The sequence below is a fragment of the Acinetobacter sp. YH12063 genome (assembly GCF_013419715.1).
In the GTDB taxonomy this organism is placed as follows: Bacteria; Pseudomonadota; Gammaproteobacteria; order Pseudomonadales; family Moraxellaceae; genus Acinetobacter; species Acinetobacter amyesii.
In genome coordinates, this window is the sequence record NZ_VOZO01000001.1 from 1 (window position 1) to 15,661 (window position 15,661).

The window sequence follows — 15,661 nt, forward strand, 5'->3', positions numbered from 1 at the left end:
GACTTAAAAAGCCGCCTACGCACGCTTTACGCCCAGTAAATCCGATTAACGCTCGCACCCTCTGTATTACCGCGGCTGCTGGCACAGAGTTAGCCGGTGCTTATTCTGCGAGTAACGTCCACTATCTCTAGGTATTAACCAAAGTAGCCTCCTCCTCGCTTAAAGTGCTTTACAACCAAAAGGCCTTCTTCACACACGCGGCATGGCTGGATCAGGGTTCCCCCCATTGTCCAATATTCCCCACTGCTGCCTCCCGTAGGAGTCTGGGCCGTGTCTCAGTCCCAGTGTGGCGGATCATCCTCTCAGACCCGCTACAGATCGTCGCCTTGGTAGGCCTTTACCCCACCAACTAGCTAATCCGACTTAGGCTCATCTATTAGCGCAAGGTCCGAAGATCCCCTGCTTTCTCCCGTAGGACGTATGCGGTATTAGCATCCCTTTCGAAATGTTGTCCCCCACTAATAGGCAGATTCCTAAGCATTACTCACCCGTCCGCCGCTAGGTCCAGTAGCAAGCTACCTTCCCCCGCTCGACTTGCATGTGTTAAGCCTGCCGCCAGCGTTCAATCTGAGCCATGATCAAACTCTTCAGTTTAAAATCAATAGTACATATAGTGTACCAATCTTGGCTCATCAATTACTGACAAAAAATTTGCTCAAATAAACTTCGAGTAATTTCTACCATCAATCAATGAAAATAATTTCGATCAATCAATCAGTAAAAATCCACACAAGTTGTTCTTCATAATCTCTTAATGATCTTCTTGTTGGTTCGTCACCAGCAAGCTAGGTCGGCTATATTACTCTTTATTTCTAAAGAGTCAACCGGTAATTCAAATTATTTTTAAACTCTCTTTCTAAAACCCAACTTAATTAATTCAACCAAGCTACTGTTTTATCAGAAGTTTTAATCTTCATCACCGCCGATGGATGTGCATTCTACAGCATTTCTGATCCAACGCAACACCTTTTTTTAAATAATTATTTTGAGCGCACATTTTTCACTCAAATTACATTTTTTTATTCATATTTTGATCAAATTTGGTTTAATAGTAATAAATCAGGATTATTTGAACGTTTTTACTTATTATACGGCAAACATTTTGCCGCGCTAAAAGCGTCAGGACTATATATGCGCCAAACTTCTTTTTTATATGCAGGATTATTGTCACTTGTCGTAACAACACCTGTATTTGCAAATGACGAGGCTTCAGCACCTGTTGCTCAAGACTCAGAAGCTGCCAATAAATCAAAAACGCAACAACTTGCGCATGCTGCGATGGTCAAGTCATCTGAAGTTGCAAAAAAATTATCTGTAAATGCCAATGCAGCACAATCAGAAGAAGATAAAGACCCTTTCCAACCGATCAACCGGAAAGTTTACGCATTTAATGATTATTTAGATGTCCATATTGCTCGCCCTGCTGCTGTGCAATATGTAGCGAAAACTCCTAAGGATATACGTGAATCGTATCGTTTATTCCGTAAAAATTTGGGCGAACCGTGGAATGCGTTTAACCAACTCATCCAAGGACGACCGACACGTGCCGCAAAAAGTCTGGGGCGTTTTACTGTTAATACACTGACAACTTTAGGCTTTGCTGACCCTGCAAGCCGTCTAGGTCTAGAAACAGAAGATGAAAACTTTGGCACGACTTTAGGTTATTACGGTATTCCTTCTGGTCCTTATATTGTTCTACCAGTGCTTGGTCCAAGCACATTGCGCCAAACCGTCGGTCTAGCAGTAGATAGTCAAGGACGTCCACAGAAATATATACTTGATGGTCATGATGTAGCTTACTGGTCTGAGCAAACTTTACGTGGAATCGATACTCGCGCTCAATTACTGGATATCGAAGGTGTATTGCAAGGCGATAAATACGCTCAAATTCGTGATATCTATTTGCAACGCCTGAACTATTCTATTGCCGAGAAAAAAGGGATTGCTGAAGAAAACTTATTTATTGATGAAGAAGATGACGATATTGATGAATCTGAAGATAATTCAACTGATGTTTCATCTGATGATTCTAGCGATTTCATTGATGACACAAGTTCAGATGAAACTGACACAGCAACAACTGAATAAATAAAATTTTTCAATTGGCTGGTGTGGTTTTTCCCTCCAGCCATCATTAGCTTGCTATAGTACACTTATTATCTATTCGAAGGATTCATCTAATTCTTTATGTATTTCATTCAACCTACTCGTGATATTCCATATTTAGATCAGGTACTTGATGCGCTTCCTAGCGTACAAATGATTAACATTGAAGATCTAGACTTGTATGATCCAACGATCATTGCAATTGCTGATGTTGCCGACTTTTTAAATCACCAATGGACACTTCCTACTATTGTGCTCGCTTTTGAGCATGAAGGTGCTGCATTGGCTCAAGCTTGGCAACAAGGCGCTTTAGCAGGATGGGTTTGGGATCATATCCCAACTAATCTTCAGGTGGCACTTACTAAAATTGATGCGCAATACAAACGCAATCAAGACAGCCGTGATCTCCCTTCTGCTGCAGATTTGCAAAAACGTTTACTGCCCAACCCGATTGAACTCCACAACTATAAAGTTGAAACATTCTTCCAACCATCTGCTTATTTATCGGGTGATTGGTACGATTACTGGAAAATCAGCGATAAAGAAATCATGTTTTATCTCGCAGATGTGTCCGGTCATGGCGTAACGAGTAGTTTACTGACTTCGTGGATGGCAGCTTTCCACGGTCGTTCAAAAACCCCAAGAGAGTTGATCAAAAAACTCAATGGCATGTTGGTTCAAGAAAATATTGAAAAGCACATTACCATGATTGCGGGAATACTCAATCTCGATACGCATGTCTTGAAATGGTCTAGTGCAGGCCATTATCCGCCGGCCATTTTATTTGAACCCGGTCTTCCCGCACGAATTTTAAATACCAGCAGCTTCCCACTCGGCTTAACTGAAGATCTAGAAGTTGAAGAGTTTGAATTTACCTTAAATCGTTATTCTCGCTTTGTAATTTGCTCGGATGGCGCACTTGAACCTTTTGACGGTGGATTGAATGAACAGCTAGGTCAATTGGTTTATCACTTGCAAAATCAATCATTTCAAGCACCAGACCATGTTGCTGACGATATTGCCATCCTAAGTTTACGTCGAATCAATTAGTCACGAAATCAACCACTTAAACTGAATACGACTTTCTGATCATGCTCGGCTACTTGAGTAAGCTGTGCCCCTATGGGATAATTTACTATCCTTCTCTGCAAATGGCATTTATATGTCAACAGGTCATGTTGAATATGCAAGCTTGAACGGAACGCATATTTTTAAGCTTATTGGCGAAGTGCGTGCCCAATCTTGTATTAGTCTAGACAAGTTATTAAACAAAATTGAACAGCAACAAAATGTCGTCGGTGCAATCGTTGATTTAACCCAAACGACATTTATCGATAGTACTGTCCTTGGCATTTTGGCTAAACTGGGTTTGAAGCTCAAACAAGTTCACCATATCCAAGCGGTAATGTTGTCTACAAACTCTGATATCACAACGCTTGCCAATAGCATGGGTTTAGGTCAGGTGTTTGTTATTTTGAATTATTGTGGTGATCCAAGTGTATGCACTCGCGCACTTATGGAAGAACACATTACCCATAGCAATATGCTGAATACGGTTTTAGATGCACACAAAACGCTGATGAAACTAAATGATAGCAACCAAAATATGTTTGAGCCTTTGGTCAAACAACTGCAAAAAGAGCAGGACAATCTAGAGCAACCCAAGCAGCAAAATGTCTAATTTAGGTTAATCACAGCAGAGACCCTCTTCGCATGACTTTACTTTCCGTTGCACAAATGAATTCTCAAAATGACATTGAAGATAACTTCAAAGTGATCGAATCATTGATGCAACAAAGTCAGGCTCAAGGTGCGAGTCTCATTGTATTTCCTGAAAATTTTGTCTGCTTTGCCGCAGGTAAACAACGTGAAACCGCGGCGCAATTTGAAAGTATTCAGCAGCGACTAGAACAACTCGCACATCGTTATCAACTTTGGATTGTTGCGGGCACACTCCCATGCCCTTATCGTCCAGATGGTTCAATCATTCAAGATGGCCGTGTCCGTACTGTCAGCCTGTGTATCAGCCCTGAACGTACCGAAGCACGTTATGACAAAATTCATTTATTTGATGTGCAAGTTGGTGACGCTGTCGGTGGCTATCAAGAATCAAAATTCTTTGAACCTGGTACTGAAACCGTAGTTGCAACAACACCTTTTGGCAATATTGGCCTGATGGTGTGCTACGACTTGCGCTTTCCTGAACTGGCTTTGAAACTTCGTAGCCAAGGTGCAAACATTTTAACGGCGCCTGCAGCTTTTACTTATACCACGGGTGAAATGCACTGGCAGTTGTTACTGCAAGCTCGTGCCATGGATAGCCAATGTGCTGTACTGGGTGCCGCACAACAAGGTTGGCATGGTGAAAAGCGTCAAACTTGGGGGCATGCTGGAGCAAGCAACAGCCGCGGTCAAATTTTAGCAATCACCGCAGAAGAAGGCGCTCAACTACTCACAGTTCCTTTTGACTTAGACGAGCAGCAACAGATTCGCGCATCAATGCCACTGATGCAGCACCGTGTTTTGGTTCAATATTGATTTTCACTCTGTATAAAATTACAAAAAAACTGAATATTATTTAAACAAAATCCCCCACGATATGATTTTGAACCATCATCTGAGGGATTAGAAAAATGACTTTAGAAAAAGCAGTTTATACAGCCCATGCAAAAGCCACTGGTGGTCGTGATGGTCGTGCAACGACGTCCGATGGTCATTTAGATGTTCAATTGGCGGTGCCGAAAATTATGGGGGGTACAGGTAATGGTACGAATCCTGAACAACTCTTCGCCGCTGGTTATTCAGCCTGTTTTTTAGGTGCAATGAAATTTGTGTCTAACCGAGATAAAATTTCGATTGCCCCTGCTGCCTATGTTGAAGGTGATGTTGGTATCGGCCCTATTCCAACAGGATTTGGTATTGAAGTGACGCTTAATATTCATCTTGAGGGTATGGATGCAAGCGAGGCACAGAAACTGGTCGATGCTGCACATATTGTCTGCCCTTATTCCAATGCAACACGTGGCAATATCAATGTAACGTTAAATGCGATTACCTGATGAACTCCTACCCTAAAACAAAATGTTTTAGGGTAGCTTCCTAAATTATCAAAATAAATTTTATAAAAAATATAGCCTTATATTTCAAACATAAATAAGATAAGACGAATAATTAAAACCGAGTTTATAAGAAATGTCTGCGTTATTTTATGTATGGGATGCTGAACAGCATCATTTTCAAACAACAATTTCTACATTAGAACAGGCAGAATATTTTGCAACCAATCCTCAAGATTTAGGTTTTACAGAAAATCTGAAAAATTGGCTCATTGAAGTTGAAAGTATTGTGACTAATCCTGAACTTGCAGAAAATTTCGATGAAGAAATTATCCAGTTCTTTAGTAATGTAAAGGGCTTCTTTAACTTTTCTACGAATGTTTTTGTGATTGAATATTTGCAGGAAAAAAGTAAATACCTTTATAAAATATTGGTCGAAACATTGCGCAAGCATAATCTCGTTGCTTTTGATGCAAAGCATTATGTGTTTTTCAGTCGGGATGTTATTTTTCCTGACCAAAAAAGCATTGAGCAAATGTTGAATGCCGTTCAAGCAGTGACTAAAGAACAGTTATTACAATTTAAAGCAGTTCCATCAAATAGTGATAAATTGAGTAGATTCGCTTACCAATGGTTAGAGTCAAATTATAATAAATTAAAATTTACAAAAATAGAAAAAAAGCATCAATATCCTACTTCAGATAATCTCTATAGGGATATAAATTCAAATATATATGAAAGTATTTTTATTCTATGTTCAAGAAAAAAAAATGTTCTTGCTTATAGTGAATTAAGTTTGGCAAGTTACGTACAAGTTACACTAGATAAAGCAATCAAAATATTTAGAACACACCACATAAATGATAAAACCCTACAATATTTTCCAAATATTCATGGTATTGAGGGCGAGGCTAGCCATTTTAATAATCCCAAAGAACTACAACATATATTAAATCAGCTCTATGACTTTTTAATTTATGATGCAGAAAAACATAAAGATATAGAAACATTAAACCAATGGCTGAATCATGGAGATGAAAAAGAATATATTACAGGGCTAGGTGCTATCTCTCGTTTAGTCTTGGCGAAGCATGTTAATGATCCTTTATATAATCAATTGGTACAGGAAGCTTTACCCTATGTAAATAGAAATAAATTTTATAAGAATATGACTTTAGATCAATTCTATGAAAGATTAGAAATGGAAATAAAAGAGATTTTAGAAAAATAAGCTAATTTCATACCTACCAAAATATAAGATGCACTTTATAAGTACATCTTATATTTAAAAATTACAGAAAAACTCTCTACTCCGCCGCTTCATTGGTGACTCGAAGCACTTCTTCCAATGTGGTTTTACCGGCCAACACTTTGCGCAAACCATCATCCCGAATAGAACCCGACTGTTTACGCGCATAGGTTTCAATTTCATATTCCGCAGCATTGCCATGCACTAGACGGCGCATTTGATCATCGACCGGGACGATTTCATAAATTGCGGTACGCCCTGTAAATCCAGTATGCGAGCATTGTTCACATCCTTTGGGTTGCGGTAACTTCAGTTCAGTGCCGACATCTAAATGGCGGAAAATTTCTGTTTCAAAAGCATCCGCTTCATGCCATGTTGCACAACGTGGACATAAGGTACGAACCAAGCGCTGGGCAATCACACCGATCAATGAGCTTGAAAGTAGAAATGGTTCAATCCCCATGTCTTTAAGACGGGTCACCGCACCGATTGCTGTATTGGTATGCAGCGTTGAAAGTACCAAGTGGCCTGTTAATGACGCTTGTACTGCAATTTCAGCAGTTTCTAAATCACGAATCTCCCCGACCATCACCACATCTGGGTCTTGTCGAAGCATGGCTTTTAATGCACGAGCAAAGGTCATATCCACTTTGGTATTGACCTGCGTCTGCCCGATCCCTTCAAGTTGATACTCAATTGGATCTTCCGCAGTCAATATATTTTTTGAACCATCATTTAGATCAGACAATGCCGCATATAAGGTTGTGGTTTTACCCGAACCCGTTGGTCCCGTAACTAAAATAATGCCATGCGGACGATGTACCAGTTGTTTCAATCGATCATAGTCATGCTGCATCAAGCCCAAATGGGTCATGTTTAAACGCCCAGCTTGTTTATCGAGTAAACGCATCACCACACGTTCACCATAGGAAGATGGTAAGGTTGATACACGAACATCGACTTCTCGGCCCGCCAAACGTAGTGAAATACGACCATCTTGTGGAATTCGCTTTTCTGCAATATCGAGTTTGGCCATGACTTTGATACGTGACACCAACAGTGGTGCTAGTTCACGACGTGGCTGCACAATTTCACGTAACTGACCATCGACACGTAAGCGGACAGACAGCTTTTTTTCAAAAGATTCGATATGAATATCGGAGGCTCCAACACGAATTGCTTCCGACAATAAGGCATTGATTAACCGTACAATCGGTGCATCATCTTCCTGATCCATCAGATCTTCAGCTTCTGGCACAGAGTCTGCAAGGCTGAGTAAATCAGGATGATCTTCCAGACCCGCTGCAACTTGTTGAGACTCACCGGTGTCTCCGGCAAAGCTTGCACTGAGTAATTGATTAAACTCTTGCTCACTACATAATTGATATTGTGCAGGATGCCCTAAATAGCGACGTGCTTCCTGTAAAGCCAACAGTGGCGTGCTGTCACGACGTACAATAAAAGCTTGATCACCCTCATATCGAAGCAATACGCCATGACGTTTGGCAAAACTATATGGTATTTGTAATTGTTTAAGTACTTGCATCACGCATTATAATGATGAAAAAAGTTGTTTTGAGTGTACTCTAAGCATCTGACAGCGTGAAGTCTGTTTTTAGGATTTATCAGGACAAGGGATATACGCATTGCCATTAGAAAATGATTTGACTGAAAAGGAATCCCCAAAACGTAAATGGTGGGGGGAATATCAATTTGAACTGAATCACCCGCGCAGTTGGCAGTTTGGGTCTTTATTGTTTCGTGTAACGCGCGGCATGCAAGAGTGGCGTATGGAATATCATCGCCCGACCTTTCAGTTTGACTATGAGCAGCAATGGCATCCGATTCAAGACCCTGAATTTGGTTTTCCACAACCCATTAAAATGGAACGCTATATGTTCCGCCAAACACATGACAAAATTCAAATCATGCCACGTTTGGCAGATCGGTCTGTGGTGATTAAACCGGTCGATCCGATTTATATTCCAGCCGGACAGCGCGGAACGCTATATATCAGCACACCGCTGTGGATTGCTGGTTTTGTCGAAGGTCTTAGAGAACCCTTGTTTGATATACCAGTGATTTTACCTAAAGACACTTGGTTTGGTCCGAATCATCGAATGGGTGAAATATGCTATGCCACAGCAGTTGATGGTCGTACAGAACTTAAACAACTCAAACCTCGTGCATTTCGTGCAGTAACCCCTATTGAGTTTCATAACGTGAGTAATCAACAGATTCGTTTTGACCGTATGAATGTCCCTGTACCGGCTTTGCCATTATTTTATAGTGAAAGTACGGGACGTTTATGGACTTCACAAATTCGGGTCGTGCATGAAGGTCATGACAAACCGCCGCGGGTCAAAATTGAAAACCGTACACCGCCACAAGCAGGTGACGTGGTTTATCTACATCCGCCACGCGAGTCAGCCAATGTGCTGTTCAATATGTTTGATTCATTTTTCTAACGGTGAGCCATGGCAGATTTAAATATTTCGACAGAAATTACCAGCAGCCTAAAAGGAATGGTCGCCAATCTCAATACTGATCGGCTGACGGAATTATTGGTGGCTGTATTATTGGCAGTCATCGGCTTTCTGATTGCCCGTTTTATCTCGAATACCTTTATTCGTACTGTAGGTATGCGTTTCAATGCCCATCAGCAGTTGGTTTGGCGTCGCGGGATTTTCTATTTCATCTTTTTAATCTTTGTGATGGCCAGTTTAAAAGAAGCCGGCTTTAAACTCAGCGTGTTCTTGGGTGCAGCGGGTATTTTAACGGTCGCACTGGGTTTTGCCTCGCAAACGTCCGCATCCAACCTGATCAGCGGGATGTTCTTGATCGGTGAAGGTTCTTTTGAAGTCGGTGATACCATTCAATTAACACTGATTCGTGGGCATACCATTGAAGGTGAAGTGATCTCGATTGATTTACTGTCGGTCAAATTACTCACGCAGGACAATGTCTATGTCCGTTTGCCGAATGAACAACTGATTCGGGCACCTGTACATAACCTGTCTAAGTTTCCAATACGGCGAATTCCAATTACCCTTGCAATTAACTTTCATGAAGACATCATCAAAGTCCGTGAAGTTTTATTAGATGCCGTTAGTAAATATCCATTGGTCTTGGCCGATCCTAAACCTGCCGTGACCGTCACTGCCTTTCGAGAGTCATCCATTGAATTGCTTTTTGCCATTTGGTGTCAAAGAGAGAATTTCCTAAAAGTCCGTGATGAGATGCAAGAACGGATTCGAAATGCCTTTGTAGAAAATAAAATTGAAATCCCTGTCCCGAAAATGGGTTTTGTTGACCACCCACTTTCTACACAAGCAAGCGATGCTAACGTCGATCAATATGCCAATGCGCAAGAAATTCAACGAGAGCCTCAACTCAAATAATGGTCTATCGACTTGATATGAAAGGCCCTGCATATCTTCAAATGTGCAGGGTTTTTTTATCATGTACTTTTATAGCCATCGACCTGTACAGCTTAGTGATCTCGTACCTTTAAGAATTTCATCATGGTTCAACCTTGTCATTCGGCATGGGGGCAATATAGGCAATCAAAAGCATGGCAAAACCTGCCGCCATAAATGAAATCACTCGCATGAGTGTGCCGACATGAGATAAATCCAGCAAGACCAATTTCAAAGTGACCAAGACCAAAATACTGCCGCCGAGCAGCCAAACTGAACGTAATTGGCGCTGAGTGGCAAAGCGCATACTCACCAAAGCCAATAACACCCACAGCACAGTAAAACTCAGTTGAACGGTCGCATCGCTCCAAATGTCTAAACTGTTATAAGGCGTATCCAGATACCTATGTAAGGCACGAAGCACGACATAGCTACTTAACCAAAGTAGCCCAAGGACACTCAACACGGCAGCCAAGCTACGATCTAAACCAGCTTTTAACTGTTGATTCAACATCCATAAAAAAGCCGCTAACAACAGCAAACTCACTGCATCAAAAGGATTCAGTATCGGCAAGATATATCCCACAAAGGCCTGCTGACTAAATAATTGCGAACTAATGATCCAACTTAAAGCCAAAAACAAGCTGCTACGCGCTTGCCAAAACATTTTCCAGGCCGGTTGCTGCGCTTGCCAATAACACCATGCACAAAATAATAGCGGCAAAATCACCACACTGATATATGGCATACTAGGTATCAGCGTCAGACTGATCCACGCCAAGCTGCTCAAAATTCCGAGACTGACCCATTCTTTTTCTTCACGCACACCAAGTAATGGTCGTAGCCAAAGCAGCGTCAAGCTCAGCCCAGCGAATGCAAAATAAATCTGCTCCATCGTTGAATGCCAAATTAATTGACCGTTCTCACTCACTGAAATAACTTGGTACAGCCCCATCACATAAACAGGCACTAGACCCGTCCACTTAATGATGGACCAACTCCACGAAGCGTTTCGCTTTAACAAGCCTTCATTCACCACCAGATAGGCCACACTGACGATCAATAGACTCAAGGCCAATTGATGGCTAGTCTGCAGCCAATCTAAGAGCAACATGATGAACATGGTGGTTGCTGAGAGCATTTGCACACATTGAAAGGCAATACTCGAACTTGAAAGCTGTTTATGAAATGCAGGAACAGCATGCGTCACGATAATGGCCGCCAAATAGCTCAAACACACGCCCCAATACATCTGTGCAGGGAAATGTGGCAGTTGAACCAAATAATACAGACTTGAACAACCCGCCATCACCAAGAGCGCCATGCCTAAATAACGGCTGATATTGGACTGCTTGTATAGGGCATATATAAATATCAATGCACCTTCAACTGCCCAACCGACCACACTCCACTGCTCTTTCAATACTATCGGTGGAATCAATGCCAAGAAAATTAAGGTCAAACTCAAATAACTTTGTGCAATCAGTGGGATCACAGCACTACGTTTACTGATGCTATACAGTGCGGCAAAAAGCGCTGCAAATAGCAAGCTATACCCCGCCTGCCATACGGTTTCCTCAAAATACATCAAATACAATGCCAGATAAGCAAGCACTGGCGAAGCAAATATCAGTGCAATATCCAAGGCAGGTTTGAGCTGAAAATGCGCAAGATCCTGTTTTGCCAATAACTGACTAAAACGAAAACCCAGCCAGATAAAAATCGCGGCATGGGCTAAAACTAGCACGCTCATCATCTGCCGTTCGGTGGTGTATCCGTGGTAAAAAGTATATCCACCCCCCATGATCACCGTCATCAAAAATGCGATTTGATTCAGATATTTCCACGGTCTTAAAGTACTCATGACCGCAACAGCAATATTAATCACAAGATAATAGGCGATGAATTCCGTTGCAGTTGCATCACGAACAGGCAAGGTAAATGGCGCAAGATAGGCGATCAGCATTGCCATGATTGCCAGTTCTACCGACTGTTGTTTCAAACTGAGCCAAATCGTCAATGCCATAAGCACTGCATACAGTACACAGGCCATGCCAAAGCCCGCAATCACGGCATTGTAATAGGCAAAAAATAAGGTCAAAAACAGCGCTGCAAGCCCCAAACCTTCTAGCGCCAAGGCAAAACTTCGATTTTTGGCTTGCAGCCAATATCCTAGTCCGACAACACCAGCACTGATCAAACTCACAATCAACAGCTTCATGGCCAAGCTTAGTTGCCAATGCTCTGTGGCAAATCTAAGTAATAGCACCACGCCAATCACCAAGACCAGTACAGCCACTTTTAACACGGGATTGCCTTGGAAAAGCCATTGCTGAATTTGACTAGATAGATTTGGCGCAGACTTGGATGGTGTATTAGTAGACGATGAATTGACTACTGCCTGATGTCTAGCTGTACCAATTGCCGTCGCGGGATGTACAGATGGTGTATTGTCAGAATCAAAAATTTCAGGACGGTCTATTGTAGGCGCTGATATTGAAGTAGCTGCATGACTCGATTGCGACTGAAGCGCACGTCCTTGCAATAGATGCAGCTGACGTTCTAATCGTTTCAGCCAACGCAGAAAAAAATAGACCCACAGGCTTATCCCAATCGCAACTAAATATCCCAATTCTGTTAACAGTCCAACGACCGTTAATAACGATGCAATATATAACGGAACCTTTGATGTCACTTGAAATGGTTGTTTGGATGAGCTCAGTGCATCAGCGCCGTGCTGCAAATCATCGACATAATTCATCACACTGAGCATAAAACCGATGCCGCTGATATAACTCAGGATTCGGACATCTAAGTACCATGCCCCGATCCCCACCATGATCAGCATCATCAACCAAATCATCTTGATTTCATTATTCTGTTTCAGCATACCTGCTTCGTCATTTTCCTGAATGTTTTGATGATACATGAGCCTGACCGATGGATTAAAACTATTCATCAGTGATTCGGTAAGTTACATATACAATCTAGACTCTGCGTGCGGGCAAAAAATCACGTACAATAAAACCGTTTTCAGGATTAGGAAATTATCCATGCCACCATTTGTCTTGGTCGATGGCTCATACTTTTTATTTCGTGCCTACCATGCACTGCCACCATTAACCACTTCAACCGGTTTGCATACCAATGCAATCCGAGGTGCCATTTCTGCCATCCAAAAATTAATGCGTCGTATTCAACCGACGCATATGGCCGTTATTTTCGATACACCTGAACCAACCTTCCGTCATGAATTGTCCCCGATTTATAAGGGTGACCGTCCAAGCATGCCTGAAGAGTTATCACAACAAATTCCATATCTTCATGCATTAATTCGTGCTCTAGGGATTCCGCTGCATATGTTGCCGGGTGCTGAAGCCGATGACATTATCGGAACTTTAGCCAAACGCGCTGAAGCAGCCGGTCATCAAGTTTTGATCTCCACCGGTGACAAAGACATGGCGCAGCTCGTTACTGAGCGTGTCACTTTAGAAGACAGCTTCAAAGACAAACCGATGGATGTTCAAGGCGTTTTTGAAAAATTTGGGGTGTGGCCGAATCAAATCATTGACTACCTCACGCTGATGGGCGACGCCTCTGACGGCATTCGTGGTGTACCTGGTGTTGGCGCAAAAACGGCAGCGAAACTTTTAACCGAGTACGGCTCGATTGGCGGCATTTTAGAAAATGTTGACAGTATTAAAGGTAAAGTCGGTCAAAACATTAAAGACAATGTCGAAGGGATTACTCTTGACCACCAACTGGCGAGCATCGTTTGTGACCTCGACATGGGCCTTAAATACGAAGATTTGAAACTTGCCGACCCAAATATTCCAGCACTGCGTGATTTATATACGGAACTAGAATTCCGTAACCAACTGCAGTCTTTAGATCATCCGAACAACCCCAATGGCGCAACCTACAAACAAGCAGCCAAAGCCATCAACACCACGGCGACTGTAGCCAATGCACCTGAAGTAGAAGATCAAGCGGACAAAACCAGTGTTGATGATTTACTTGGCGAAGCTCGGTATCACACGGTATTGACCCAAGAAGATTGGGATGTGTTATTTAAACGTCTGAGCACTGAAAAGCGTTTTGCCTTTGATACCGAAACCACCAGCCTCGACTACCGCGTGGCGCAGATTGTAGGTTTCTCGGTGGCTTTAGATGCACATGATGCCTATTACGTGCCGCTTGCGCATAATTATGAAGGTGCACCGCAACAACTTGATCGCGACACGATCCTGAATCAACTCAAACCTTTACTTGAAGATAATGACGTAAAAAAAATTGGTCATCATCTCAAATATGATGCACATGTCTTAGAAAATCATGGCATTCATTTGGCAGGTTGGTATTTCGATACCATGTTGGCCTCTTATGTCCTTAACTCTGTGGCTACACGTCATGGGATGGATGACGTCGCGCGTTTGTATTTAAGTCATCTCACAACGACGTTCGAACAAGTGGCGGGCAAAGGTGCAAAACAAAAGACCTTTAACCAAATTGAGCTCGAAACGGCAGCCCATTATGCCGCAGAAGATGCCCATGTGACCTATCGTCTGTATGAAGTACTCGATAAAAAGTTACAAGCCCATCCGGAACTGATCAATATTTTGCACAATATTGAAATGCCTGTTGCCCGTGTTCTAACCTCTATGGAAGAAAACGGCATTGAGCTAGATATGGACTTCCTCGACCAACTCGGTGTGGAATTTGCCAATACCATTCAAAATTTAGAAACAGAAATTACCGATCTTGCGGGTCAAAGCTTCAATGTCAGCTCACCAAAACAAGTCGGCGAGATTCTGTTTGATAAATTAGGTTTAAAAGGCGGTAAGAAAACTTCTACAGGTCAGTACAGTACCAGTGAAAGTGTGTTAGAAAAAATCGATCATCCGATTACTGATTTAATTTTGGAATATCGTGGTCTCTCTAAACTGAAAAGCACTTATACCGATGGTCTGTTAAAACAAGTGAATAATGACACACATCGTGTGCATACCAGTTACCACCAAGCTTTAACGGCTACAGGTCGTCTGTCATCTACCGATCCAAACTTACAGAACATTCCTGTCCGTGAAGATATTGGACGTCAAATCCGTAAAGCCTTTATTGCACCTGAAGGTCGCATTTTACTGGCAGCCGATTACTCGCAAATCGAATTACGTTTAATGGCGCATTTCTCGCAAGATCATGCATTGGTCGATGCTTTTAATCATGGACAAGACGTACATAAACGTACTGCGGCAGAAGTTTTGGGCATTCCACTCGATGAAGTGACCAGCAACCAACGTCGTCAAGCCAAAGCGGTGAACTTCGGCCTGCTCTATGGTATGTCTGAATTTGGTTTGACCCGTCAGTTGGGTTTCACTCGAGAAGAGTCGCGTAACTATATTGGTAAATACTTCCAACGCTACCCTGGTGTTTTGGAATATATGGAACGTACTCGCCAAGTTGCACGTGAACAAGGTTTTGTGGAAACCATTTTAGGTCGTCGTCTGTATACACCAGACATTATGGCGAGCAACAAAATGGTGAAACAAGGCGCTGAACGTGCAGCGATCAATGCACCACTACAAGGTTCTGCAGCGGATATTATTAAATTGGCCATGATTGCAGTCGATAAAATCTTACCGAAAGATCAAGCCAAAATGTTACTGCAAGTACACGATGAATTGGTGTTTGAAGTTGATGCTGCAATTGCCGATGAACTGTCTGCCCAACTGACTGAAGTGATGCAATCTGTGTTGAAAATTTCCGTTCCACTGATTGTGGAAGTCGGTCAAGGCAATAACTGGGACGAAGCACACTAATTCATTCACGTT

The 15,661-nt window shown here is 42.2% G+C and carries 11 protein-coding genes and 1 rRNA gene; 9 read left to right on the forward strand and 3 right to left on the reverse strand.

Annotation, left to right across the window (positions count from 1 at the left end; genetic code table 11):
• Positions 1 to 594, reverse strand: a 16S ribosomal RNA gene (locus FTU12_RS00005); the annotation flags it as partial.
• Positions 595 to 1,131: 537 nt separating this feature from the next.
• On the opposite strand from FTU12_RS00005, the gene FTU12_RS00010 reads away from it, so the two are divergent.
• The 6 genes from FTU12_RS00010 to FTU12_RS00035 all read left to right on the forward strand — a co-directional run bounded on the left by FTU12_RS00010 (position 1,132) and on the right by FTU12_RS00035 (position 6,393).
• Positions 1,132 to 2,088, forward strand: coding sequence for a VacJ family lipoprotein (locus FTU12_RS00010; RefSeq protein ID WP_180113496.1), 957 nt, complete (start codon positions 1,132 to 1,134; stop codon positions 2,086 to 2,088).
• 99 nt (positions 2,089 to 2,187) lie between these two features.
• Positions 2,188 to 3,156: an RsbU family protein phosphatase GigA gene (gene gigA / locus FTU12_RS00015; protein ID WP_078189557.1), complete on the forward strand. Its 969-nt coding sequence runs from the start codon at positions 2,188 to 2,190 to the stop codon at positions 3,154 to 3,156.
• Between the two features lie 112 nt (positions 3,157 to 3,268).
• On the forward strand, positions 3,269 to 3,787 hold the full coding sequence (gene gigB, locus FTU12_RS00020; protein ID WP_078189558.1) for an anti-anti-sigma factor GigB: 519 nt from the start codon (positions 3,269 to 3,271) through the stop codon (positions 3,785 to 3,787).
• Positions 3,788 to 3,819: 32 nt separating this feature from the next.
• Complete coding sequence (locus FTU12_RS00025; RefSeq protein ID WP_180011795.1) at positions 3,820 to 4,644, forward strand: carbon-nitrogen hydrolase family protein; 825 nt, start codon at positions 3,820 to 3,822, stop codon at positions 4,642 to 4,644.
• 95 nt (positions 4,645 to 4,739) lie between these two features.
• A complete protein-coding gene (locus FTU12_RS00030) occupies positions 4,740 to 5,165 on the forward strand; it encodes an organic hydroperoxide resistance protein (RefSeq protein ID WP_104852447.1) in 426 nt (141 codons plus the stop codon).
• A gap of 133 nt (positions 5,166 to 5,298) precedes the next feature.
• A complete protein-coding gene (locus tag FTU12_RS00035; RefSeq protein ID WP_180059699.1) occupies positions 5,299 to 6,393 on the forward strand; it encodes a hypothetical protein in 1,095 nt (364 codons plus the stop codon).
• Between the two features lie 76 nt (positions 6,394 to 6,469).
• Here the strand turns inward: FTU12_RS00035 and gspE are convergent, their stop codons facing one another.
• Positions 6,470 to 7,957 (reverse strand): type II secretion system ATPase GspE, encoded by a 1,488-nt coding sequence (gene gspE, locus FTU12_RS00040; RefSeq protein WP_180113497.1) that lies wholly within the window; start codon positions 7,955 to 7,957, stop codon positions 6,470 to 6,472.
• Positions 7,958 to 8,057: 100 nt separating this feature from the next.
• Here gspE and FTU12_RS00045 point away from each other — a divergent pair, with 100 nt between their 5' ends.
• Both FTU12_RS00045 and FTU12_RS00050 read left to right on the forward strand, forming a co-directional pair.
• Positions 8,058 to 8,879 (forward strand): hypothetical protein, encoded by an 822-nt coding sequence (locus tag FTU12_RS00045; protein ID WP_111884712.1) that lies wholly within the window; start codon positions 8,058 to 8,060, stop codon positions 8,877 to 8,879.
• Positions 8,880 to 8,888: 9 nt separating this feature from the next.
• Complete coding sequence (locus tag FTU12_RS00050) at positions 8,889 to 9,812, forward strand: mechanosensitive ion channel family protein (protein ID WP_180007243.1); 924 nt, start codon at positions 8,889 to 8,891, stop codon at positions 9,810 to 9,812.
• Between the two features lie 121 nt (positions 9,813 to 9,933).
• On the opposite strand, the gene FTU12_RS00055 is transcribed toward FTU12_RS00050, so the two are convergent.
• Complete coding sequence (locus FTU12_RS00055) at positions 9,934 to 12,720, reverse strand: DUF2339 domain-containing protein (RefSeq protein ID WP_180113696.1); 2,787 nt, start codon at positions 12,718 to 12,720, stop codon at positions 9,934 to 9,936.
• A gap of 163 nt (positions 12,721 to 12,883) precedes the next feature.
• Between FTU12_RS00055 and polA the strand changes: the two genes are divergently transcribed.
• Entirely contained in the window at positions 12,884 to 15,649 is a 2,766-nt protein-coding gene (polA, locus tag FTU12_RS00060) for a DNA polymerase I (protein WP_180113498.1), read from the forward strand.
• Positions 15,650 to 15,661: the final 12 nt, after the last annotated feature.

Bases quoted from the DNA above. Each gene is read 5' to 3' on its own strand.
- FTU12_RS00010 (WP_180113496.1), top strand. From the start codon at position 1,132: ATGCGCCAAACTTCTTTTTTATATGCAGGATTATTGTCACTTGTCGTA.
- gigA (WP_078189557.1), top strand. From the start codon at position 2,188: ATGTATTTCATTCAACCTACTCGTGATATTCCATATTTAGATCAGGTA.
- gigB (WP_078189558.1), top strand. From the start codon at position 3,269: ATGTCAACAGGTCATGTTGAATATGCAAGCTTGAACGGAACGCATATT.
- FTU12_RS00025 (WP_180011795.1), top strand. From the start codon at position 3,820: ATGACTTTACTTTCCGTTGCACAAATGAATTCTCAAAATGACATTGAA.
- FTU12_RS00030 (WP_104852447.1), top strand. From the start codon at position 4,740: ATGACTTTAGAAAAAGCAGTTTATACAGCCCATGCAAAAGCCACTGGT.
- FTU12_RS00035 (WP_180059699.1), top strand. From the start codon at position 5,299: ATGTCTGCGTTATTTTATGTATGGGATGCTGAACAGCATCATTTTCAA.
- gspE (WP_180113497.1), bottom strand. From the start codon at position 7,957: ATGCAAGTACTTAAACAATTACAAATACCATATAGTTTTGCCAAACGT.
- FTU12_RS00050 (WP_180007243.1), top strand. From the start codon at position 8,889: ATGGCAGATTTAAATATTTCGACAGAAATTACCAGCAGCCTAAAAGGA.
- FTU12_RS00055 (WP_180113696.1), bottom strand. From the start codon at position 12,720: ATGCTGAAACAGAATAATGAAATCAAGATGATTTGGTTGATGATGCTG.
- polA (WP_180113498.1), top strand. From the start codon at position 12,884: ATGCCACCATTTGTCTTGGTCGATGGCTCATACTTTTTATTTCGTGCC.